Origin of the sequence: Prauserella alba (genome assembly GCF_024171735.1) — a bacterium.
In the GTDB taxonomy this organism is placed as follows: domain Bacteria; phylum Actinomycetota; class Actinomycetes; order Mycobacteriales; family Pseudonocardiaceae; genus Prauserella; species Prauserella alba.
Window position 1 is genome coordinate 1616042 of the sequence record NZ_JAMTCH010000003.1, and the last position, 21837, is coordinate 1637878.

The 21837-nt window shown below is 71.9% G+C and carries 18 protein-coding genes; 10 read left to right on the plus strand and 8 right to left on the minus strand.

Annotated features, from left to right (window positions below; translation table 11 throughout):
* Positions 1 to 44: 44 nt before the first annotated feature.
* On the minus strand, positions 45 to 998 hold the full coding sequence (locus LY12_RS07420) for a 5'-3' exonuclease (protein ID WP_253854254.1): 954 nt from the start codon (positions 996 to 998) through the stop codon (positions 45 to 47).
* Between the two features lie 136 nt (positions 999 to 1134).
* Here LY12_RS07420 and LY12_RS07425 point away from each other — a divergent pair, with 136 nt between their 5' ends.
* Together LY12_RS07425 and LY12_RS07430 are read left to right on the plus strand one after the other, a co-directional pair.
* A complete protein-coding gene (locus LY12_RS07425; RefSeq protein ID WP_253854256.1) occupies positions 1135 to 2280 on the plus strand; it encodes a M24 family metallopeptidase in 1146 nt (381 codons plus the stop codon).
* Entirely contained in the window at positions 2277 to 2753 is a 477-nt protein-coding gene (locus LY12_RS07430) for an Lrp/AsnC family transcriptional regulator (protein WP_253854258.1), read from the plus strand. Before LY12_RS07425 ends, LY12_RS07430 begins: the two co-directional genes overlap by 4 nt.
* A 15-nt stretch (positions 2754 to 2768) precedes the next feature.
* Here the strand turns inward: LY12_RS07430 and LY12_RS07435 are convergent, their stop codons facing one another.
* The 4 genes from LY12_RS07435 to LY12_RS07450 form a co-directional block, all read right to left on the minus strand.
* A complete protein-coding gene (locus LY12_RS07435) occupies positions 2769 to 3848 on the minus strand; it encodes a GDSL-type esterase/lipase family protein (RefSeq protein ID WP_253854260.1) in 1080 nt (359 codons plus the stop codon).
* A gap of 152 nt (positions 3849 to 4000) precedes the next feature.
* A complete protein-coding gene (locus LY12_RS07440) occupies positions 4001 to 4729 on the minus strand; it encodes an ABC transporter ATP-binding protein (RefSeq protein WP_253854263.1) in 729 nt (242 codons plus the stop codon).
* Positions 4726 to 5454, minus strand: coding sequence for an ABC transporter ATP-binding protein (locus LY12_RS07445; RefSeq protein ID WP_253854265.1), 729 nt, complete (start codon positions 5452 to 5454; stop codon positions 4726 to 4728). The genes LY12_RS07440 and LY12_RS07445 overlap by 4 nt, the downstream gene beginning before the upstream one ends.
* The gene (locus LY12_RS07450; RefSeq protein WP_253854267.1) at positions 5447 to 8044 is read right to left on the minus strand and encodes a permease-like cell division protein FtsX; all 2598 of its coding nucleotides are present in this window, start codon (positions 8042 to 8044) and stop codon (positions 5447 to 5449) included. Before LY12_RS07450 ends, LY12_RS07445 begins: the two co-directional genes overlap by 8 nt.
* A 79-nt stretch (positions 8045 to 8123) precedes the next feature.
* On the opposite strand from LY12_RS07450, the gene LY12_RS07455 reads away from it, so the two are divergent.
* The gene (locus LY12_RS07455) at positions 8124 to 8699 is read left to right on the plus strand and encodes a dihydrofolate reductase family protein (RefSeq protein ID WP_253854269.1); all 576 of its coding nucleotides are present in this window, start codon (positions 8124 to 8126) and stop codon (positions 8697 to 8699) included.
* A gap of 67 nt (positions 8700 to 8766) precedes the next feature.
* Here the strand turns inward: LY12_RS07455 and LY12_RS07460 are convergent, their stop codons facing one another.
* Positions 8767 to 10158, minus strand: coding sequence for a sugar porter family MFS transporter (locus tag LY12_RS07460; RefSeq protein WP_253854271.1), 1392 nt, complete (start codon positions 10156 to 10158; stop codon positions 8767 to 8769).
* 330 nt (positions 10159 to 10488) lie between these two features.
* On the opposite strand from LY12_RS07460, the gene LY12_RS07465 reads away from it, so the two are divergent.
* Entirely contained in the window at positions 10489 to 11472 is a 984-nt protein-coding gene (locus LY12_RS07465; protein WP_253854273.1) for a LacI family DNA-binding transcriptional regulator, read from the plus strand.
* A 22-nt stretch (positions 11473 to 11494) separates the two neighbouring features.
* Here the strand turns inward: LY12_RS07465 and LY12_RS07470 are convergent, their stop codons facing one another.
* The gene (locus tag LY12_RS07470; protein ID WP_253854275.1) at positions 11495 to 12718 is read right to left on the minus strand and encodes an HAD-IA family hydrolase; all 1224 of its coding nucleotides are present in this window, start codon (positions 12716 to 12718) and stop codon (positions 11495 to 11497) included.
* 87 nt (positions 12719 to 12805) lie between these two features.
* Here LY12_RS07470 and LY12_RS07475 point away from each other — a divergent pair, with 87 nt between their 5' ends.
* Positions 12806 to 14149 (plus strand): FGGY-family carbohydrate kinase, encoded by a 1344-nt coding sequence (locus tag LY12_RS07475; RefSeq protein WP_253854277.1) that lies wholly within the window; start codon positions 12806 to 12808, stop codon positions 14147 to 14149.
* A gap of 59 nt (positions 14150 to 14208) precedes the next feature.
* Complete coding sequence (locus LY12_RS07480; protein ID WP_253854279.1) at positions 14209 to 15093, plus strand: tagatose-bisphosphate aldolase; 885 nt, start codon at positions 14209 to 14211, stop codon at positions 15091 to 15093.
* Positions 15094 to 15162: 69 nt separating this feature from the next.
* Here LY12_RS07480 and LY12_RS07485 read toward each other — a convergent pair whose 3' ends face one another.
* Positions 15163 to 16581, minus strand: a complete 1419-nt coding sequence (locus LY12_RS07485) for a KamA family radical SAM protein (RefSeq protein ID WP_372493458.1) — start codon at positions 16579 to 16581, stop codon at positions 15163 to 15165.
* 98 nt (positions 16582 to 16679) lie between these two features.
* On the opposite strand from LY12_RS07485, the gene LY12_RS07490 reads away from it, so the two are divergent.
* The 4 genes from LY12_RS07490 to LY12_RS07505 all read left to right on the plus strand — a co-directional run bounded on the left by LY12_RS07490 (position 16680) and on the right by LY12_RS07505 (position 21824).
* On the plus strand, positions 16680 to 18314 hold the full coding sequence (locus tag LY12_RS07490; RefSeq protein WP_253854281.1) for an amidohydrolase: 1635 nt from the start codon (positions 16680 to 16682) through the stop codon (positions 18312 to 18314).
* On the plus strand, positions 18307 to 19956 hold the full coding sequence (gene lnt / locus LY12_RS07495; RefSeq protein WP_372493459.1) for an apolipoprotein N-acyltransferase: 1650 nt from the start codon (positions 18307 to 18309) through the stop codon (positions 19954 to 19956). Before LY12_RS07490 ends, lnt begins: the two co-directional genes overlap by 8 nt.
* Positions 19957 to 20094: 138 nt before the next feature.
* Positions 20095 to 20859: a polyprenol monophosphomannose synthase gene (locus tag LY12_RS07500; RefSeq protein WP_253854283.1), complete on the plus strand. Its 765-nt coding sequence runs from the start codon at positions 20095 to 20097 to the stop codon at positions 20857 to 20859.
* A gap of 2 nt (positions 20860 to 20861) precedes the next feature.
* Positions 20862 to 21824 carry a serine/threonine dehydratase gene (locus LY12_RS07505; protein ID WP_253854285.1) on the plus strand — a complete coding sequence of 321 codons (963 nt, stop codon included), beginning with the start codon at positions 20862 to 20864 and terminating at the stop codon, positions 21822 to 21824.
* Positions 21825 to 21837: the final 13 nt, after the last annotated feature.

Below are 21837 nucleotides of genomic sequence, written 5' to 3' on the forward strand. Positions count from 1 at the left end.
GTTCTGCTGCCACGCCGCGTGAACCCGCCGGGCTGCCGCCGCCCTCAGGTGCGGTAGTTCGCGAGCGCGTCCAGCAGCCGGGTCGCCGATCCGCCGAGGTTCCAGCGTTCGGCCAGGTCCCGTATCCGTCGCTCGTCGACGGCACCCGCCGGGACGGCATCCGGTCCGGACAGCACGACCGGTGCGTCTGCCGCGACCCGTACCACGGTCGGCGCGGCCGCGAGATACTCGGCGGCGTCGTTGAGCCGGGCGCGGGTCTTGACCGGTAGGTCGGGGCTCTCGGCGCGGGCGGCCGCGACCAGCGCTTCGAAGGAGCCGAACTGCGTGATGAGTTTGGCGGCGGTCTTCTCGCCGATACCGGCGACACCCGGCAGTCCGTCGGACGGATCGCCGCGGAGCATCGCCATGTCCGCGTAGGCCGCGCCGGCACGCTCGGCCGGGACGCCGTACCGCTCGGCGAGGCCTTCGGGGGCGAGGATCTCGGCCTTGGCCCAGCCCTTGCCGACGTAGATCACCGACGCGGGGGTCGGTTCGGTGCGCACGAGCTGGAACAGGTCCCGGTCGCCGGTGATCACCTCGATGGGGTCGGTCGCCTCGCGCGCGGTCAGCGTGCCGATCACGTCGTCGGCCTCGAACCCGGTTGCTTCGGCGACAGCGAGACCGGCCGCGTCGAGCAGTTCGAGAATGATCGGTACCTGCGGGGTCAGCGTGTCGGGCACTTCCTCGACGTCCGAACCGGCTTCGACCTCCTCGGCGACCCGGTGCGCCTTGTAGCTCGGCAGCGCGTCCACCCGGAACTGCGGTCGCCAGTCGGCGTCGAGGCACGCCACGAGTCGGGCGGGCCTGCGGTCGGTGAGGATCCGCGCCACGGTGTCGGCGAACCCGCGGACCGCGTTCACCGGGGTGCCGTCCGGAGCCGTCATCGACTCGGGAAGGGCGAAGTACGAACGGAAATACAGGCTCGCCGCGTCGAGCAGCGCCACGGAACCGGTGCTCACCCCCACAGCTTCGCACGTCCCGGCTCGTGGGCGGGCACGCCGTAGGCGCCGGGTGTCGCCCGATACGGGTGACAGCCGGACGCGCCTGCTCGCCCGACCACGACCCGTCCCGGGTCCGCTCGGTATTGTCGGGCTCATGTCCCGCCGATCGCTGCACAATCCCGCGCCCGACGCCGCCACGTTGCGGTCCCGTCTCGACCGTGCCGGCAAGGCCGCCGCCGATGCCGGTACCGACGCGCTGCTCATCGCGCCCGGCTCGGACCTGCGCTATCTCGTGGGTCAGGCAGGCGGCTCGTTCGAGCGGCTGACGACACTCGTCGTGCCCGCGGGTGATGCGCCGCCCGCGCTGGTCGTGCCGAAACTGGAACTGCCCGGCTACTCCGACGTGCCGACCGAGGAACTCGGCATCGACGTCGTCACCTGGGTCGACGGCGACGACCCGTACCGCCTCGTCGCCGACCGGGTCGGTGCTGCGGGCCGGGTCGCCGTGAGCGACATGATGGCCGCGCTGCACGTGCTGGGTGTGCGCGATGCCGTGCCGGGTGCCGAACAGGTGCTGGCCGGTCAGGTGCTGCGCGAACTGCGGATGCGCAAGGACGCGGCCGAGGTCGCAGCACTGCGCGAGGCCGGCGCCGCGATCGACCGCGTACACGCGCGGATGGGCGAGTGGCTGCGCCCCGGCCGGACCGAGGCCGAGGTGGGTGCCGACATCACCGCGGCGATCCTCGAGGAGGGCCACACCGCGGCCGAGTTCGTCATCGTCGGCTCCGGCCCCAACGGCGCGAGCCCGCACCACGACGTGTCCGATCGGGTCATCGAGCGGGGCGACGTCGTGGTCGTCGACATCGGCGGTCCGATCCCGGAGGGCTACAACTCCGACTCCACCCGCACCTACGCCGTCGGCGAGCCGCGGGACCCCGACGTCGCCGCGACCTACGCGGTGCTGCAGCGGGCCCAGCAGGCGGCCGTGGACGCGGTGCGTCCCGGGGTCGGCGCCGAGTCGGTCGACGCGGCGGCCCGCGACATCATCGCCGACGCCGGGTACGGCGACCGGTTCATCCACCGCACCGGCCACGGCATCGGCCTGGACGTGCACGAGGAGCCCTACATCGTGGCTGGTAACGACCTGCCGCTCGAAGAGGGCATGGCCTTCAGCATCGAGCCCGGCATCTACACGGCAGGGCACTGGGGTGCGCGGATCGAGGACATCGTCGTGGTGACGGCCGACGGGGCCGAACCGCTCAACACGCGCCCCCACGAGCTGGTCGTGCTCGACTCATGACGGCATCCGGGGCGAGCACACCGGGCGCCGGGATGGAGCCGCTGGACAAGGCGATCGTGGCGGAGCTGTCGGCCGACGGGCGGCGCAGTTTCACCGACCTCGCCGAGCGGGTCGGCCTGTCGGTGTCGGCGGTCCACCAGCGGGTGCGCAGGCTCGAACAGCGTGGCGTCATCCGCGGCTACACGGCCAAGCTGGACGGCGAGCAGATCGGTCTTCCGCTGACGGCACTGATCTCGCTCACGCCCAACGACCCGGCGGCACCCGACGACTACCCGCAGCGGCTGGAGCACATCCCCGAGATCGAGTCGTGCTACTCGGTGGCGGGCGACGAGTCGTACATCCTGCTGGTGCGGGTGCCGTCCCCGTTGGGGCTGGAGGACCTCCTGCGGCGGATCCGGGAGGTCGCGAAAGTGTCGACCCGGACGACGGTCGTGCTGTCCACGCCGTTCGAAGGGCGTTCGCCGACGCTGTGACGGCCCGCCCGCGGGTCACCGGCCGTGTTCGGCGGTCACCGATGCGGCCGGGTGGAGGTTCCCGTCGTCGCCCGTGAGGCAGGCCGCGGAGTCCTCTGTGGATGCGAGGAACTCGCTCATGCAGCGTGCGAACTGCCGGTGTCCGCGGGCATTGGGATGGAACGATTCCTGGATGGCATGACTCGCACGGTCGGCGTGCTCCAGATCGGACCAGCGGACGGTGAATCGCGTGAACCATTCCGAGCTCTTGTCGTCGCCGCCGCTGCACGCCTCGTGGCCCAGTGCCGCGCGCGAGAGGTCGAGGAACCGGGCCTCAGCTTCCGAGGCCGCCCGGCGAAGGCCTGCGGCGAGGTCGACGGCACCGGTGTCGCGAACCCAGCGCAGGTCGGCTCTGCGGAACGGGCAGCCGTCGAGGTTGCGGAGGTTCTCGGGCATGTCCGGCCCGATCGGTGACGCGTAGGACTGCAGCACGAGCTGGTAGTCGTCGCGTCGGTAGCCGGCCTCGCGCAGCACGGTGCGGATGTCGTTCAGGGCACCGGCGACCTTCGGGACCATCGTGTCGATGCGCTGCTGCCAGTCGGATCGGATGTCCTCGTTGCACGGCGCGGCCTCGTCGGAGAACCACGCGGTGAAACACTGCGAGATCAGGCGGGAGAACTGCGGTTCGTCGTTCGCGCCGATGCCCACGACAACCGCCGCGACCCTATGATCCTTGACCAGTTTCCGCAGCTGCTGCGCTTGGGACGGCTCGGTCCACTGCTTCTTGTCACCCAGCCGGATGTGTTTCGACGCCGCTCCGGAACAGGCCAGGTTCACGTGTTCGGTGACGCCCCGCAGCTCGATGTGGTTGACCAGGGCGTGCGGGGAGCGGTGGCACCAGTTGCCGTTCTTGCCGTCGGTCGCGGCGGTGTAGTCGCCCGTGCCCTCGCCGGAGACGGTGCTGTCACCCATCGAGACCACGGTGAGTGGGCCGCGACCGGGCGGGCCGGTGCGGTCATCGGGTCGTCGGTCGGCCGTCATCAGCGTGAACACCGCGACGAGCAGGGCAACCCCGGCCAGTGCACATGCACCGAGCCACCAGCGAGATCTGGCCATCGCGGTGATTCTACGGTCGGTGGCGTTGCGTGCGGATACGGCGGTCTCCCGAAATGCGCCGGTCTCCCGAAATGCGGCGCTGTCCCGAAAGCTGCGCTGCCCCGGGGTGGGCGGGACGCCGCGGTGGCCGTCGTGGTGGGCGCGGGACCGGCTCAGCGGGTGGCGTCCTCGGCGACGGTCCCGCCGGTGTCGCCGGCTGCCTCGGAAACGGCACCGCCCGCGAGTTCGAGTCGGCGGTCGGCGATGGCGTGCACGGCGTCGTCGTGGGTGGCGACGAGGACGGCGCCGCCGTCGTCGGCGTGTCCGCGCAGCAGCGACAGCACCGCCGGGGCCGTGCCGGCGTCCAGGTGGGCGGTGGGTTCGTCGGCGACGAGCACGGCCGGGCGCGGCGCGAGCGCTCTGGCCAGTGCGACGCGTTGCTGCTGTCCGAACGACAGCTCGGGCGGGTAGCGGTCGGCGAGCCCGTCGAGGCGCAGGGCCGCCAGCAACTCGGTCGTGGTCGCGGTGACCTCGGAGTCCGGAACGCGCGTCAGCCGGAGCGGCAGCGCCACGTTCTCGCCGGCGGTGAGTTCCTGCAACAGTCCGAGTGCCTGCGGCAGCAGCGCGCACCGTTGCCACGGCACGTCCGCGGTGACGGGTGCGCCCGCGATCCGCACCGAACCGGCGTCGGCCGTGTCGAAACCGGACAGCAGTGCCAGCAGCGTGCTCTTCCCCGACCCCGAGCGGCCGGCGATCGTCACCAGTTCGCCGGCGCCGACCGTGACGTCGATGCCGCGGAGCACGTGGACGTCCCCGCCCGGGTGCGGAAAGCTGCGGCGGAGACCGGCTGCGACGAGCCCGGAGGTGCCTGCCGAGCCGGTTGTCGGATCGGTGGCGGTCATGAGGTGCCGGCTCCCTTCCGTGGATCGTGCCCCTCCGGGGGCGTGACGTCGTGCAGCGCGCCGTCGCGGAGCCGGACGAGGTGGGTGGCCAGTTCGATGAGGCGGCCGTCGTGGGAGGTGACGACGACGGTGAGGTCGCGTGCGGCGAGTCGGCGCAGCACATCCAGTACCCGCGCGGCCGATACGTCGTCCAATTGGGACGTCGGTTCGTCGGCGAGGATCACCGGGGTGCGGCGGGCCAGTGCGCACCCGAACGCGAGCCGCTGCTGCTGCCCGCCCGACAGTGCCGAGACGTTCCAGTCACAGGTGCCCGCGAGGCCCAGTTCGCCGAGGATGTCGTCGTCGGCGTGGCGGTGGCCTGCGGATTCGGCGGCGGCCCTGAGGTTGCCGGTGACCGACAGCTGGGGCAGCAGGTTGTCCACCGGGTTCTGGAACACGAGGCTGATCCGGTCGCGGCGCAGTGCCCGCCGGTGCCGGTGGGAGAGTCCGGTGACGGCCGTACCGTCCAGTTCCACGGACCCGCGGTCGGGGTGTTCGACCAGTCCCAGCACGCGCAGCAGCGTCGACTTGCCGGACCCCGACGGGCCCGCGAGCACGGTCATACCGGAGGCGGGGATGTCGAGGGTGACGTCCCGCGCGCCCGCCACCGGACCGGCCGGGGTCGCGTAGTCGACGCCCACGGACCGGAGCCGGTAGGTGACGTGGTCGGTCGGCGATTCAGGCACGGAGCAACTCCGCGGGGACGGCGGTGCGCGCCGACCGCACGGCGAGCAGTGCGGTCAGCAACACCACGACGGTGCTCACTCCGGCCACGGTCGCGATCAAGCCCGCGAGGTCGGGCAGCTCGGGCACGGGCGCGAGCCAGCGGACCGGATCGAACTGGCGCACGGAGACCGCCGCCACGGTCACACCGCTCACCAGGCCGGCGACGGTGGCGAGCCCGCCGATCGCGGCCAGCTCGGCCAGCTGGGAGCGCAACAGCGCCGACGGGCGCATCCCCATCCGCGTCAGCAGCGTCGCTGCGAGGGCGTTCTGCCTGCGACGGGTCTCGACGGCCACGACCAGGATCAGCACGGCGACCACGGCGAGGACGATGCCCAGCAGTGTGACGAACGAGAACGTCCATTCGACGACGTGGAACGGCAACGCGTCGAGCACGTCGCCTCGGCTCTCGGCGTTCGGATGCACCAGGCCCGCGTCGCTGAATGCGGTCGTGAGCTCGTGCAGCGGCCCCGACGACAGCACCGTCCACTGCGGAATCTCGGTCAGCTGTTCGTCGGTGAGGGCTGCCCGGGAGACGACGAACCCGGGTTCGCTGCCCAGCAGCGGGAAGGAGTCGAGCCGGGCGGTCACGTCGAGTGGCGGCAGGCCCGCCACGGTGGGAGGCGCCGCATCTGATGGGCCGGTACTGATGGCCGGTAGCGCGCCGCCTGCCGGCTCGGAGATGCGTTTCAGCAGTTCGCGGATCCGCGTGTCGTCCGACGTGGCGGTCCAAGCGGCGTCGACGAAGGTCTCGGGGTCGACGACGGCGACGGTGGCTCCGCCCGCCGTGGAGTTGAACCGGCCTACGAGCGAGGTGCCGGTCCGGGCGCCCTCGGGCAGTGCGGTCTCCCCGGTGCCGACGGTGCGCTCGACGTCCACGGAGGACTCGGCTCCGACGTACATACCCGTCTTGTTCGCGAGCGCGCTGCGCTGCCCCTCGGCCACGCCGGTGCCGACCGCGAGGGTGCCGACGGCGAGCATGGCGATCACCAGCACGCCGACCACCGCGGCGCGGGCGCCGGCGAGCCGGCGGATCGCGAGTTGCAGCGCGGGCCGCGACCACAGCCGGGCCCGATGCGAGAACCGCAGCACGAGGAACGTCAGCCGGGCGACGACGATCCCGACGGTGAGCACCACCGCGACGGGGTAGGTCAGGGCCAGCGGATGAACCTGGGGGAGCGGATCGCCGAACCGGGACGTGCCGCCGTACTCGGCGAGGCGCAGCCAGCCGGCCCAGGCCACGGCCGCGGTGGCGAGCTCCCACGGCAGGTGGGCCGCCAGTCGGCGCCGGGCCCCACGTGTGGCGGCACGACCCAGCTGGAACTCCCGGTGCGCACGCACCGCCACGACCGCCGCCACCAGTGCCAGCGCCAGCATGAGGGCGCCCACCCCGCACGCCGCCGCCGTCCAGAACGCGGCCGGGGCGAGCTCGCCGGGCGGCCCGTAGCCGGGCAGCAGCACGCGGGCCGACAGAATGCCCGCCATGCCGCCGAGTGTGACGGGCAGGCCCAGTTCGGCCAGCGCCAGCAGGCCGAGCGCCCCTGGCCCGTACCCGCGGGAGGAGAGCAGCCTGATCCCGGCATGGCGGCGCTGATACCACTGCACCGCGAGCGTGCCCGCCCCTGCGCAGCCGACCAGCACCGCCAGGATCGCCAGCGGCAGGATCGACAGGCCCACGTTCGTTTCGGCCCGGTTCGCGAGCTCGATGGATCGTTGGAAGGGGACCGAGCCGTGCACGAGGTCGGCGTACCCGCGGGCCCGTAGATCGGCGTCGACGTCGGCGATCAGGGCGCGGGCTCGTGCGGCGCGGTCCTGCGCCTCGGCGAGGGTCGACGGCGGCGGCATCCGGAAGCCGACGACGGCGCGTTCCAGGCGGTCGAAGTGCGCGGCGGCCCGGTCGAAGGTGTCCCGGTCGGTGGCGAAGACGATCGCGCCGGTCTCGATGTGGTCGACGAGCCGGTTGGTGATCGCCATGTCGCGGGCCGAGCACCACGGGCCGGGTGCGGGAAGGCGCAGATCCCGGTACACGCCGGTGGTCGGCGGCAACGCGCCGCCGTGGCCGCGGGTGCCGAGCGGGATGTTCTCGGCGTCGGCGAGTTCGGAGCCGAGCCAGAGCCCGGAGGCACGGGTGCCGCGCAGCAGGTCGAGGTCGTCGACACCGCCGTCACGGTAGGCGAGCCGGAACCGGTACGTCTCGTCGCCGAAATCGGCGGCTCCCACCGGCGTGTACAGCCCGACGACGGGACGGCCGAACCCGTGCTCGGGCGCGCGGGTGCGCACAGTGTCGGCCACGAGGGCGGCCTCCGACGGGGTCAGCGAGCGGGCGTTGAAGAACGGGCCGTACTGGTCCTGGCAGACGCTCTCGGCGCGGCCCGCGATCGCCGCGCCCGCGGTGGCGGCGGTGTGCAGCGGGGTGGCCGTTGCGAGAAAACAGGTGAGCAGAGCGGTGGCCGCGGTGACGAGCACGACCAGCGGACTCGACAGCGCGGCCCTCGGCGCCGTCCGCCACGCCAGGGGCACGCGGACGCGCCCCGGCCACCGTCGTCGCCGCATGAGCGGAGACTGTAGTGCGTTCGGGCTCGGAGTACGGAAGAATTCTCGGAATCGTCCCCGGGAGCGAAGCGAGCGTGCGATGCCGGACCTGATGGTCGACTTCATCACTTCCCTCGACGGTTACGGTGCCGCCGAGGGCTGGCCGGGGTTCTGGGGGATGGAATCACCGGAGTACCTCGCCTGGCTCGACGAGGACGGAGCGGCCGAGTTCACCCTGCTCATGGGCGCGACGACGTACCGGTTGATGTCCGGATTCGCGGCCGATGCGCGCGGCGACCCCGGCATGGCGCAGCTGACCGCGACCCCGAAAGTGGTGTTCTCCTCGACGTTGCAGGCGCCGCTGGTGTGGGACAACACCGAGCTGGTCACCGACGAGGCCGTCGACACGGTGCGCGACTGGAAGGACGGCGGTGGTCGTCCCATGCGCACGCTCGGCAGTGTCAGCCTGTGCCGGTCGCTGCTGCGGGCCGGGCTGGCGGACCGGTTCCGGCTCGTCGTGTTCCCCGTCGTCACGGGTGCGAGCGGACGGGACCGGATCTTCGACGGGTACCCGGACCTTGCGCTCGAGCTGATCGAGCATCGCACCTTCGAGGGCGGGCTCCAACTGCTCGAGTACGCGCCCACCGTGCTCGACGGGCCACCCGGTTCCGGGTGAAACCCCGGCGCACGCCGGTGCGCGTGGTCGATCGGTTCGTGACCACGCGCACCGGCTGGATCTCGGCTCAGCTCGCGACGGTGGTGCGTGCGGCGGGCTGACCGTTGAGCTGGGCGTCGACCTCTTCGAGCGTGCGCCCGCGCGTCTCGGGCAACTTGCGGTGGAGGAACAGCAGGCCGAGGCCACCGAGGACGGCGTAGAGCCAGAACAGCCCGCTCGGCGACAGCGCGTTGATCGTCGTCAGCACGGTCACCGAGATGAGGAGATTCAGGATCCAGTGCGTGGCGAGGCCGGCGCTCCCGGCCTTGCCACGCACCTCCGTCGGGAACACCTCACTGTTGACCAACCACATCGCCAGGCCGAGACTCGCGGAGAACGATGCCTGGTAGATCATGAGGAACGTCAGCAGCACGCCGGCCCAGATCCCTTCGAGGTCGGTGAACGCGTACACCGCTCCGATCACGACCAGCGACAGCACGACGAGTGCGGTGCCGCCGAGTACCAGTGGGCGCCTGCCGATCCGGTCGACGAGCAGCAGGCCGACGAGGGTGAAACCGACATTGGCGATGCCGAGGCCGACCGACGAGAGGATCGCCGCCGAGTCGCCGAAGCCCGAGCCGGTGAGCAGGGTCGGGGTGTAGTAGGTGACGGCGTTGACGCCGACGAGCTGGTTGGTCGCGGCCACACCGACGCCGAGGACGATCCCCGGCCGGAATCGGGACGAGAGCAGGTCCCGGAAGGTGTGGCGGTTCTCCGCGCGCATCGCGGCGGTGATCTCGGCGACCTCGTCGTCGACGGCGGCCGCGGAACGGGTGCGTTGCAGTAGTGCCCGCGCCTCCTGTTCACGGCCCTGTGACAGGAGCCAGCGTGGGCTCTCCGGCAGCATCGGCAGCGCCGCCAGCATGATCACGGCCGGTACGGCCGCGACGGCGAGCATCCAGCGCCACGCCTGTGTATCGGACAGCACGTAGCCGGTGACGTACGAGATCAGGATCCCGGACGAGATCATCAGCTGGTTCACCGAGACCAGCCGGCCACGCAGGTGTGCGGGCGCGATCTCGGCTATGTAAGCGGGAACCGCAACCGAGGCCGCACCGATCGCCAGGCCCAGCACGATCCGAGCCGCCAGGAGGATCGTCGTCGAGGCCGCCAGTCCCGAGGCGACCGCACCGGCGAGGAACAGCACGGCGACGGCAAGCAGCGTCCGGCGCCTGCCGAGCCGGTCCATGATCGCACCGCCCGCCGCGACGCCGATGATCGCGCCGACCAGCAGCGATGCGACGACGAACTCCTTGGCCTGATCGCTGAGGCCGAACTCCGGCCCGATGTACAGCAGTGCCGCGGAGATGATGCCGGTGTCGTAACCGAACAGTAGGCCACCGAATGCCGCGATCACCGTGGCGCCCATGCCCGCGCCCTTGCGCGGACTGGCGCTGCCGACGACAGCGCTGTCGTTCATCTGTCGACTCCCGTTGTCTCGTTTCCGCATCGCGACGAACCGCGACGGCTGCGGCCGGGTGCTTCTCACCCGGGGTATGCGGCTGCGCGCGACGGCGACCGCACCGGCACAGTAGACGGCGTCATGTCACCGATGTCAAGCTGAACTACGTCACCGGTGTCATACACCGTTTCCCGTCATGTGAGGCGGTGTGGCTCGCGAGCGCCTCGGGATCCGTCGATGCCGAGGCCGGGATCCGAGGTTCGAACGCCGGTGCCGGGAATCGATACACTGCGCCCGAAGCCGATGTGTCCGGCACGTCCCCTCGTCGAAAGGTCCGGCCCGAATCTCATGACCACGATGCGAGATGTCGCCGCGCTCGCCGGAGTGAGCGCGAAGACCGTGTCGCGTGTGTTCAACAACGACGAGCACGTGTTGCCGGAGACGAGGACGCGGGTCGAGCTGGCCATGCGGGAGCTGAGCTATGTCCCGAACGCGGTGGCCACTACGTTCCGCAACGGCAGGGCTCCCGTCGTCGGGGTCGTCGTTCCCGACCTGCTCGACCCGTTCTTCGCGGCCGTGGCCGAGTCGGTGAATCACGTGGCCGTGGAACACGGCATGTCAACGATGGTCACCACCATCGGTGAGGACGCCGAACAGGAGGGCACGCTCGTCGGGCGGCTGCTGTCGCAGTCGCTCAGCGGCCTGGTGATCGCTCCGGTCGCCACGGACAACTCGTACCTGACGCGATGGTCCGAGCGACTTCCCATCGTGTTCGTCGACCGTGCCCCCGGCGGCGTCGCAGCCGACGCCTTTCTGGAGGACGACGAGGGAGGCGCCCGCATGGGCGTGACCCACCTGTTGGAACGCGGTCACGAGCGGATCGCGTTCGTCGCCGACATCTCCGATGTCCCGACCGGCCGGAGCAGGTTGCGCGGCTATCGGGAGGCCCTGGCCGAGTACGGCATCGATCGGGACGAGTCCCTCGAGGTGTTCGGCGTGGTCGACCGGGAGAGCGCGGCCGCGGCCGTGACGAGGCTGAGTGCGTTGCCGGACGCGCCGACGGCGATCTTCTCGTCGAACGCCCGCAGCAGCATGGCCCTGGTGCCCGAACTGCGGGACGGGCGTTTCGCCGTGGTCGGATTCGGCGATTTCCCTATGGCGGACATGATCAGCCCCTCGATGACGGTGATCGACCAGGATCCGGCGTTGCTCGGCGACCACGCGGCCCGGCGCGTGTTCGACCGGCTGGAGTATCCGAAACGCCGGTACCGGAGGCGAACGGTACTGCCGGTGCGCCTCATCGAGCGTGAATCCTGCGCCGCAGGCCGGTGAACGAACCTCGGGCCGCCGAGTGTCAGCCCGAGTCCGGTGTCAGCCGGATGCCCGCTCCGTCGACGGAGACGATGAGGCGGTCCAGGCCGTCCACGAGCACGTCGGCCGCAGCCAGTCCGCCGGGGGCGACCGTGCCGAGCATGCCGATCACCGCACATCCGGCTGCGCGGGCGGCGGCGACCCCGGCCGGCGCGTCCTCGACGACCAGGCATCGTTCCGGCGCGACACCCAGCCGCTGTGCCGCGAGCCGATAGGGCTCCGGATCGGGCTTGCCGGCATGCACGTCGTCGGCCGTGACCAGCACCGGAGGTGGGGTGATCCCGGCGGCGCCCAGTCGCGCGCGGGCGATCGCGGGCGTACCGGACGTCACCAGCCCGTATCGCGTCACGGGAAGCGCATCGAGGAGGGCGCGGGCTCCCGGCACCTCGGTGACCGCGGCCGCGTCGCCGGCCTCGAGTCGCTCGATGCGCTGCATCCCCTCGGTCAGGCGGGCTGGGGGCAGGAGCTGGGAGAGGAGAGCACGGGCCGGGCGGCCGTGGTTCTGCGCCACCGTGGCCGGTGGGATGTCGAGGTCGTCGGCGAGTCGTTCCCAGGACCGCAGTACCGAGGCGGTCGAATCCACCAGTACACCGTCCACATCGAACAGGACTGCGTCGAAAGGCCGGTGGAACACGGTAGCTGCCGGGTCGATCGGAACGCGGTGGCCCAGCGTGCGCCGTACCCGGAAACACTGCTGCTGCGGCGTGAGCTCCGCGTCCACAGCGATGTGCGGGACGGCGGGTGCGGCGGGCGGTGAGTCGGCCGGCCGGTGCGCGTCGCGGGCTGCGCCGCGGCCGGCCCGCCGGCGCGCGAACAGTTCGGGGGTGCCGCGCAGGTGCACGATACGTAGTTCGGCCGGGGCGAGCGCCTCGGTGAGTTCCCGCCAGGCGCGTCCGCCTGCGAGCTCGGCGGTGAACGGCGCGACGAGCAGGGCCGTGCCCGCGGTCGCCGCGACGTCGGCGGCGGTGGCGCGTAACGCCGCGTAGCGGGCATCGCGGATCGTGTCGCCGTGCGGAGGGGCGAGCCAGTGCTCGGCGAGAACCGGTCCGTGCAGCCGGTCGAGCAGCGGCGTCGTGAGTGAGTCCAGGTCCAGCAACGGCGCTCCGAGTGCGGTGGCGAGCTCCCGGCCGAGCGTCGTCTTCCCGCTCCCGGCCGGGCCCGAGACGCCGATCGCGAGCGGCCGGTCGGTTTGACAATGCGACGCCATGCTCCCGATGATAGCCGTGCAAGTCACCGGTGTCATGAATAGGCATGTCACCGGAGTCATAGGCGGACTTCGGGAAAGGGCGGGTCGATGAGCGGCGGCCTCGTGGCGGGGATCGATCTCGGGAGTACCACGGTCAAGATGCTGGTGGTCGACGAGGACGGAACGGAGCTGGCGCTCGAACAGATACCGACGCCGTGGCGGCACGGGCCGGACGGTACGACCGATTTGCCGGCCGACCGGTTGCACGCCGTGCTGCACCGACTCCTCGGCGGTGCGATCGAGCGGTTGGCCGCAGTCACAGACAAGCGGATCGACGCCGTCGCGGTGTCCGGCATGGGGGAGAGCGGTGTGCTGCTCGACCGGGCCGGCTGTGTCGTCGCGCCGGCATTCGCGTGGTTCGATCCACGCGGCGGCGAGCAGATCGCGGCTTTCCCCGCGGAGATCCGCACCGAGTTCGCGGGACGGACGGGCCTGCCGTTGGGGGCGCAGACGTCGGTGGCGAAGCTGGCGTACCTGCGTGACGGCGGGCTGCGGTTGGCCGGGCTCCGGTGGCTCAACCTGCCCGAGTTCGCCGCGACCGTGCTGGGTGGCCGTCCGTCACTGGAAGCTTCGCTGGCCTCGCGCACCGGACTGCTCGACCAGGACACCGGCGAGCCGTGGCCCGCGATGCTCGCCGAGTTGGGCGCCGATGACGGTCTGTTGGCGCCGATCGAGCCCGCAGGCACCGACCTGGGCGCGGTGTCGGGGGAATTCCCGGCGGCCGTGGCAGGCGCCCGGATCGCCGTCGCGGGCCACGACCACCTCGTGGCCGCCGAGGCCGACGGCCCGATTCGACCCGGTCGGTATCACGTGTCGATGGGCACGGCGGAGGTACTGCTGCGGGTGATCGACGAGCCGCTCGGTTATGCGGCTCGCGCCCGACTCGCCGGACGGTTGATCAACGAGGTGCGCCATGTCGCGGACGGCAAGCACGTGCTCGTCGCCGGCGTGAAGACCGGCTTGCTGCTGCGGCGTGCGATGCAGACGTTCGGCATCACCGACCGCGCCGGGCGCGACCGGCTCGACGAGGCCGTGATGGCGCTGCCCTACGAGGGAGAGCTGCCCGCGGGCGGGCTGGAGGTCTCGGGCGCCCGCAACGACGACGGCGACCTCGCGGTGACCGTACGGACCGACGGTGCCGGCCCGGCCGAGGTGTTCGGCGCCGTACTGCGCCACAGCAACGACGAGATCCGGACGCTCGTCGCCGCGCTCGACCGGGAAGTGCCGCCGGCGACGTCGGCGACGCTCACCGGCGGTTGGGCGGGCATGCGCAGCGTGCAGCGCGCCCGCGCCGAAGTGTTGCCGCAGTTGGCCGTGTCCGGCAGGGCGCAGGAAACCGCGTTCGGCGCGGCGCGTGTCGCCGCCGGTCTGTTGCCTGCCCCGGCGCACTGAGACCCGTGCCCGGAGGCCGCACACCAACCCGAGACCGCATCAGAACACAGGAGGAAAGAATGAACAGCCTGACCACGTCCGAACGCCGCGGTCTCGCCGCGATCTCCACGCAGGCAGGACGGATGCTGATCGTCGCCGCCGACCAGCGCAACGGCATGAAGAAGGCCATGGACGATGCACCCGAAGGGCCGTCCGGGATCAGTGCGGACGAGTTGGCCGCGGCGAAGAGCGACCTCGTGGCGCATCTGGCCAATCAGGCGCCCGCGATCCTGCTGGACGCCGAGGTCGCACTGCCGAAGGTCGTCGACGACGGCACGTTGGCACGGGACACGGGCTTGGTCGTGGGGATGGACGCGTCAGGCTACGAGACGGTCGACGGGCTGCGCTACACGCGGTACGTGCCGGGGGTGACCGCCCGCACCGTGCGCGACCTCGGCGGGGACGTGGCGAAGATGCTGTTCTACACACGGCCCGACCGGCAGGGACCGGATTCGGCCGTGGCCGACCAGATCCGTGAGCTGGTGCGCGCGTGCGCCGACGAGGGCGTACTGCTGATCGTCGAGCTGCTGACGTACCGCCTCGACGGCGAGTCCGAAGGGGACTATGCCGCCGCGTTCCCGAAACTCGTGGCCGACGGGGCCCGGCTGGCCGTCGAGTGCGGTGCCAAGGTCCTCAAGCTGCAGTACCCGGGGTCGGCCGAGGCGTGCGCCCAGGTGACGGAGGCAGCCGCGGGTGTGCCGTGGGCCGTGCTCTCGGCCGGGGTGGATCACGAGACGTTCATCGGCCAGGTGAAGGTCGCGGTCGACGGCGGGGCGAGTGGCGCGATGGCGGGCCGGTCCCTGTGGAAGGACAGTCTGTCGGTCTCCAGCGAGGTTCGCCGCGAGCGGCTGACCGACCGCGCGCTGCCGCGGCTGCGGGAACTGGAGGCCGTCGTCGGCGGGTGACCGTGCGGTGGGGCGGGCCGGGGTGGTCTCGACGCGCTGCGCGCAACCACCCCGGCCCGCCCGTTGCCGTCAGCCGTGCTCGGTCCACCAGTTCCGGCCCGCCTCGGGCAGGGTCGAGATCGGGTCGTAGTACGGATAGCGCCGTTCGAGCGCCTCGGGGTCGTCCAGTTCGATGCCGGTGCGGTAGTTCTTCGTCCAGTACGAGATACCGCGTTCGCGGTCGTACTCGGCGAGCTGGTGCACCCACCGTTTGCCGACGTACGGCACGTCGCACACGATGCGCGGCGTCGCGTAGCCGGGCAGGTAGCCCATGATGGCGTGCTGGAGATGCTGCGCCTCGGCGACCGAGAGCCGCCAGTGCTCGGCGTTGGGGATCATGTCGCACATGTAGAAGTAGTACGGCAGGATGTTCGCCTCGCCCTGCAGCGCGAAGCACAGGTCGAGCAACGACGCGGGCGTGTCGTTGACCCCGCGCATGAGCACACCCTGGTTGCGCACGTCGCGCACCCCCACTTCGAGGGCTGTCCTGGCGGCCTCGGCGACGAGCGGCGTCACCGACTGCGCGTGGTTGACGTGCGTGTGGATCGCGAGGTTGACCCCGCGCCGGCGCGCCGTGCCCGCGACCCGCTCGAGCCCTTCGACGACCTTGGGCTGCAGCCAGTGCTGCGGCAGGCCCGCGAGTGCCTTCGTGGCGAGGCGGATGTCGCGCACGGTCTCGATGTCCAGCAGTCGCATGAGGAACGCCTCGAGCTGGTGCCACGGCACGTTGGCCACGTCACCACCGGAGACCACGACGTCGCGCACGCCAGGGGTGCGCTTGAGGTAGTCGACGATCTGGTCCTGCCGGTCGACCGGCTTGAGTTCGAGCTTGTGCTTGTCGATCTGCTCGGTCGAATTGCCGACGAGGTCCATGCGGGTGCAGTGCCCGCAGTACTGCGGGCAGGTGGACAGCAGCTCGGCGAGCACCTTGGTGGGGTAGCGGTGGGTCAACCCTTCGACGACCCACATCTCCGCCTCGTGCAGCGAGTCGCGTTCCGAGTGCGGGTGGCTCGGCCACTCCGGGTCGCGGTCGCTGCGCACCGGCAGCATGTAGCGCCGAATCGGATCGGCGTACAGCGCGTCGGTGAACTCCCGCGGGTCGGTGCCGGCCTGTGTCGCCATCGTGTTGAGCATCTGCGGCGGGAGCAGCATCGACATGGTCGCCATGTCGCGCTGGTCGGCGGCCAGGTCGTCGAAGAACCGGTCCTCGACCAGGTCGCCCAGCACGGTGCGGAGCTGCTTGAGGTTGCGGACGCAGTGGACTCGCTGCCACTGGGCGTCGCGCCATTGCGCCTCGGTCACATCGCGCCAACCGGGGAACCGGCGCCAATCGGGTTCGGCCAGCTCGGCGCGCCGGTACTCGTAGGGCTGTTCGACGCCGTACCGGCCCGCCTGGTCGGCGGCCACGGACGGGTGTGTGCCGGCAGCAGGCTCCTGGGTCGCAGTCACATCTGCTCCTCAATTCGCGGATACGTTGAAAATATCCTGTCATATCGAGAATTGGATGCAAACATTCTCGCGCCGTTCGTCGTGGCACACTGCCGGACGTGACGAGTTCTTCCGCTGGATCCGCAGGTCCCCGCACCGCTTCCCACACGACACTGCTGCTCGGCGGGCACATCCACACGCCCGCCTCGAACGACGCCACGGCGATGGCCGTCACGGACGGCACCGTCGTGTGGGTCGGCCAGGACGGTCCGGGACGGGCACTGCACCCGGACGCCGAGATACTCGACCTCGCCGGGGCCTTCGTCACCCCCGGATTCGTCGACGCGCACGTGCACGCCACCAACGCAGGCCTGCACCTGGCCGGCGTCGACCTGACCCGCGTGCGGGATGCGGGCGAACTGCTCGCCGCCGTCCGCCGCGCCGCCACACCCGGCGAGGTGCTGATCGCGCACGGCTGGGACGAGACGCGGTGGACCGACCCCCGGCTGCCCAGCCGGGCCGAGCTCGACGACGCGGCGGGCGGGGCGCCCGTGTACCTGAGCCGCGTCGACGTGCACTCGGCGCTCGTCTCCAGCGCCCTCGTCGACCTCGCGCAGGGGCTCCGGCAGCTGCCCGGCTGGTCCGACGACGGACCGGTGACCCGGGAGGCGCACAGCGGCGCCATCACCGCGTCCCGCGCCGCGCTCACCCCGCAGCATCGGCGCCGCGTGCAGGAGACCTTCCTGCGGGAGGCCGCGGCCCGCGGAATCGTCTCGGTGCACGAGAACGCCGCACCCGGCATCTCGAGCGAGGAGGACCTGCGCGGGCTGCTGGAGCTGGGCGACGACCCCGGACTGCCCGAGGTCGTCGGCTACTGGGGTGCGCGCGGACAGGACGCCGTCGACACCGCCCGCAGGCTCGGCGCCCGCGGCCTGGCCGGCGACCTGCTCGCCGACGGCTCGCTCGGCTCCCGCACCGCGGCACTGCACGCGCCGTACGCCGATGCCGACACCACCGGTAACCGCTACCTCGACGCCCACGAGATCGCCGACCACATCGCACTGTGCACCGATGCGGGCGTTCAGGCCGGCTTCCACGTCATCGGCGACGCCGGCGTCAGCGAAGTCGTCGAAGGTTTCCGGCTGGCGGAGAAACAGGTCGGCAGGCGAGCGCTTGCGGGAGCGGGGCACCGGCTCGAACACGTCGAGATGATCGACGCGCAGCAGGCCGACGCTCTCGCGGGCTACAACGTGGCCGCGTCGATGCAGCCGCTGTTCGACGGCAACTGGGGCGGTCGCGAGGGCATGTACGCGACCCGGCTGGGCGCCGACCGCGCGGCCGGGCTGAACCCGTTCGCGACACTGGCGGCCGCCGGCGTGCCGCTCGCGTTCGGATCGGACGCCCCCGTCACACCTCTCGCGCCGTGGGAGAGCGTGCGGGCCGCCGTGCACCACCGCACGCCGGGCTCGGGCATCTCCCCGCGCGCCGCGTTCAACGCCCACACCCGCGGCGGGCACCGCGCCGCGGGTGTGCAGGACGGCGTGACCGGGTCGCTCGTGCCCGGCGCGCCCGCCCACTACGCGATCTGGGAACCGGTGGAGCTGGTCGTCGCCGCGCCGGACAGCCGCGTGCAGCGGTGGTCGACCGACCCCCGCGCCCAGGTCCCCGGGCTCCCGCCGCTCGACCCGGAGGCGCCGCTGCCCACGTGTCTGCGCACCGTCCGCGCCGGTGAGGTCATCCACTCCCGTGACTGAGCCGAGGCAGCAGACGGCCACCTCCGCCGCCGACCCGGCCGCGGACACCACGCCCACGCCTCCCGCCGACCGCGGCCCCGCGCGAGGAGGGAAGGACACCCGATGGGAACGACTACGGCCCGTCCTCGGCAGGCTCGCGCTCGCCGCAGCCTCCGGCGCGGTGCTGTTCCTGGCGTTCGCACCCCGGCCGTTGTGGTGGCTGGCCCCCGTCGCCTTCGCCGGATTCGGGCTCGCCCTGCACGGCAGGCGACTCTGGGGCTCGGCGGGCTACGGCCTCGTGTTCGGCCTGACGTTCAACCTGCTGCACCTGCTGTGGATCGACGATTTCCTCGGCGCGGAGTTCGGTCCCGGCCCGTGGCTGGCGCTGTCGGGGGTCATGGCCCTGTACATCGCCGTCGCCGCCGCGCTCATGTCACCGGCAGGCCGCCTTCCCGGAGCGCCGGTGTGGCTGGCGCTCGTGTTCCTGCTGCAGGAGTACGCCCGCTCCCGCTGGCCCGCGAACGGATTCCCGTGGGGCAGGATCGGCTTCAGCCAGCCCGAGGGTGCCTACACCCCGCTCGCGGCGATCGGCGGCGCGCCGCTGGTCGGCTTCGCAGTCCTGACCTCCGGTTTCGGCCTCGCACGGCTGATCGTGCACCTCCGCCGCAGCGGCGCCACGCCGTGGACCGGTCTCGCGCGCGCCGCCGCTTACGCTCTCGTGCCGCTGCTGGCCGGCCTGGTGCTCTGGCCCGCGGTCGGCACCGACGCCCAGGCGGGCAGCCGCACCGTGGCCGTCGTCCAGGGCAACGCACCGAACGCGGGCATCGGCCTGCTCGGCGAGCGCGACACCATCCGCGCGGGTGCGCTCGCCGAGAGCGAGCGGCTCGCCACCAGGATCGACCGCGGTGACGTGCCCCGGCCGGATCTCGTCGTGTGGCCGGAGACCACCGTCGACGTCGTCGGCGGCCGCGATCCGGACGTCACCGCCGCCGTCGACGAGCTGGGCGCGCCCACGCTCGTCGGATCGCTGTACCGGACCGACGACGGCAGGACCGACAACGCCGTCGTCGCCTGGCGGCCCGGCGAGGGACCGGGGGAGCGGTACACCAAACAGGAGCTCGTGCCGTTCTCCGAGTACGTGCCGATGCGGGAGATCGCCGCCTGGTTCACCCCGTTCGTCGGCAACACGCGGGACATGCGCTGGGGCCGCGAACCGGGAGTGTTCGACATCGCGGGCACGCGTGTGGGCACGGCGATCTGCTACGAGGCCGCCTACGACTATCCGTCCCGCGACGCCGTCAACGCCGGCGCCCGCATGATCGTGCTGCCGACGAACAACGCCTGGTTCGGCGACGGCGAGATGACCTACCAGCAACTCGCGATGGCCAGGCTGCGCGCGGTCGAACACGGCCGCGCCGTCGTCGTCGCCGCGACCAGTGGCGTGAGCGCCGTCGTCCGGCCGGACGGTACCGTCGCGCAGCAGACGGGGATGTACACGGCCGATTCGCTGGTCGCCGACGTGCCGCTGCGGGAAACGACTACGCTGGCGGACCGGTTCGGACCGTGGACCGAACGCGTGATGCTCGGCGCTGCGCTCTGCGCGGTGCTCGCCGGATTCGTCCTGCGGCGCCGTGCGGTGCACACCACCGGCCGTGGCGGCTGACGAAACCGGCCTGGCGCACGTCACGGGAGGCAGAACCGGGCGAGAGCCCGGCGCGGCCACGACGCGGTGGCCGCTGAAACCACGGCGCACCGCATGCCGGTGACGCCGCAACCGACACAGGGGAGACAGGGGAGCGACATGGCGGAGGGCACGCACGCCGGCGAGATCGATCCTGTGCTGGTGATCGTCCCGACCTACAACGAGCGCGAGAACCTCACGCCGCTGCTGCAACGCCTCCACGACGCGCTGCCCGAGGTGCACGTGCTCGTCGTCGACGACGGCAGCCCGGACGGCACCGGCGAACTCGCCGACAAGTTCGCCGCCTCGGACGACCGCGTCCACGTGCTGCATCGTACGGAGAAGGCCGGGCTCGGCGCCGCCTACATCGCAGGCTTCCACTGGGGACTCGACCACGGCTACCGCACGCTCGTCGAAATGGACGCCGACGGCTCTCACGCCCCGGAAGACCTGCCACGGCTGCTAACCGCGCTCGACGAGTCCGACCTCGTCATCGGCTCGCGCTACGTACCGGGCGGCGCGCTGGTGAACTGGCCGAAACACCGCGAGGCGCTCTCCCGCGGCGCCAACCTCTACTCGCGCATCGCGCTCGGCGTACCGGTCAACGACATGACCGCCGGGTTCCGCGCCTACCGCGCACGGGTGCTGGCCGCACTGCCGCTCGGCGAGGTCGCCTCCGCGGGCTACTGCTTCCAGATCGACCTGACCCTGCGCACGGCCGAGGCGGAGTTCGACATCGTCGAGGTGCCGATCACGTTCACCGAGCGGGAGATCGGCACCTCGAAGATGAACGGTTCGATCGTCGGGGAGGCCATGGTGCGGGTCGCCCAGTGGGGTCTGCGACGGCGCCTGGGCCAGCTGCGCCGCTTGGTGACCCGGCGCTGAGCATGCTGACCGCAGCCGACGTGGCCGCCGCACGGGACCGGATCCGCGGCCACCTCCGCACGACACCGCTGCTGCAGGCCGACGCCTCGGCACTGCAGCGGGACACGCCGTCGCGGCACGCCGCGGCGGCGACCGTGTGGCTCAAGCTCGAGCAACTGCAGCACACCGGTTCGTTCAAGGCTCGCGGCGCGTACAACCGCATCCTCACCGCGGCCGCCCACGGGCAGCTGACCGACGCCGGCGTGGTCGCCGCGTCGGGCGGGAGCGCGGGCCTGGCCGTTGCACACGCCGCCGCCACGCAGGCCGTGCCCGCGCGGGTGTACGTCCCGGAGACCGCGCCCGCGGTCAAACGTGCCAAGCTCGCGGACCTCGGCGCCACCGTCGTGGCCGTCGGGACGAAGTACGCCGATGCCTACGACGCCGCGATGGCCGACATCGCCGAGACGGGCGCGTTGTTCTGCCATGCCTACGACCAGCCCGAGATCTGCGCCGGACAGGGCACACTCGGCGCGGAACTGCTGGAACAGACCGGCGGCGTCGACACGATCCTCGTCGCCGTGGGCGGCGGCGGGCTGGTGGCCGGGATCGCCGCGGCGACCGAAGGACGCGCACACGTCGTGGGCGTGGAACCCGCGACGATCCCCACTCTGCACACAGCGCTCGCCGAAGGCGGGCCGGTGGACGTCGACGTCTCGGGCGTCGCGGCCGACGCGCTCGGCGCCACTCGCATCGGCGGGATCGCCCACGCGGTCGCCACGCGCACGGGGGTGACGTCGGTGCTGGTCGACGATGCCGACATCGTCGCGGCGCGGACACTGCTGTGGCAGAAGTTCCGCCTCGTGGTCGAACACGGCACGGCGGCGGCACCGGCGGCGCTGCTGGCCGGTGCCTACCGGCCGGCGGCCGGCGAACGTGTCGCCGTCGTGCTCTGCGGCGCCAACACCGATCCTTCCGACCTGGCGTAGCACGGCGCCGTCC

Excerpts from the sequence above, each read along its gene's own strand:
- LY12_RS07475 (WP_253854277.1), top strand. The coding sequence starts at position 12,806 with ATGAGCGGCGGCCTCGTGGCGGGGATCGATCTCGGGAGTACCACGGTC.
- LY12_RS07480 (WP_253854279.1), top strand. The coding sequence starts at position 14,209 with ATGAACAGCCTGACCACGTCCGAACGCCGCGGTCTCGCCGCGATCTCC.
- LY12_RS07440 (WP_253854263.1), bottom strand. The coding sequence starts at position 4,729 with ATGACCGCCACCGATCCGACAACCGGCTCGGCAGGCACCTCCGGGCTC.
- LY12_RS07470 (WP_253854275.1), bottom strand. The coding sequence starts at position 12,718 with ATGGCGTCGCATTGTCAAACCGACCGGCCGCTCGCGATCGGCGTCTCG.
- LY12_RS07450 (WP_253854267.1), bottom strand. The coding sequence starts at position 8,044 with ATGCGGCGACGACGGTGGCCGGGGCGCGTCCGCGTGCCCCTGGCGTGG.
- LY12_RS07505 (WP_253854285.1), top strand. The coding sequence starts at position 20,862 with ATGCTGACCGCAGCCGACGTGGCCGCCGCACGGGACCGGATCCGCGGC.
- LY12_RS07500 (WP_253854283.1), top strand. The coding sequence starts at position 20,095 with ATGGCGGAGGGCACGCACGCCGGCGAGATCGATCCTGTGCTGGTGATC.
- LY12_RS07455 (WP_253854269.1), top strand. The coding sequence starts at position 8,124 with ATGCCGGACCTGATGGTCGACTTCATCACTTCCCTCGACGGTTACGGT.
- LY12_RS07435 (WP_253854260.1), bottom strand. The coding sequence starts at position 3,848 with ATGGCCAGATCTCGCTGGTGGCTCGGTGCATGTGCACTGGCCGGGGTT.
- LY12_RS07465 (WP_253854273.1), top strand. The coding sequence starts at position 10,489 with ATGACCACGATGCGAGATGTCGCCGCGCTCGCCGGAGTGAGCGCGAAG.
- LY12_RS07430 (WP_253854258.1), top strand. The coding sequence starts at position 2,277 with ATGACGGCATCCGGGGCGAGCACACCGGGCGCCGGGATGGAGCCGCTG.
- LY12_RS07460 (WP_253854271.1), bottom strand. The coding sequence starts at position 10,158 with ATGAACGACAGCGCTGTCGTCGGCAGCGCCAGTCCGCGCAAGGGCGCG.
- LY12_RS07425 (WP_253854256.1), top strand. The coding sequence starts at position 1,135 with ATGTCCCGCCGATCGCTGCACAATCCCGCGCCCGACGCCGCCACGTTG.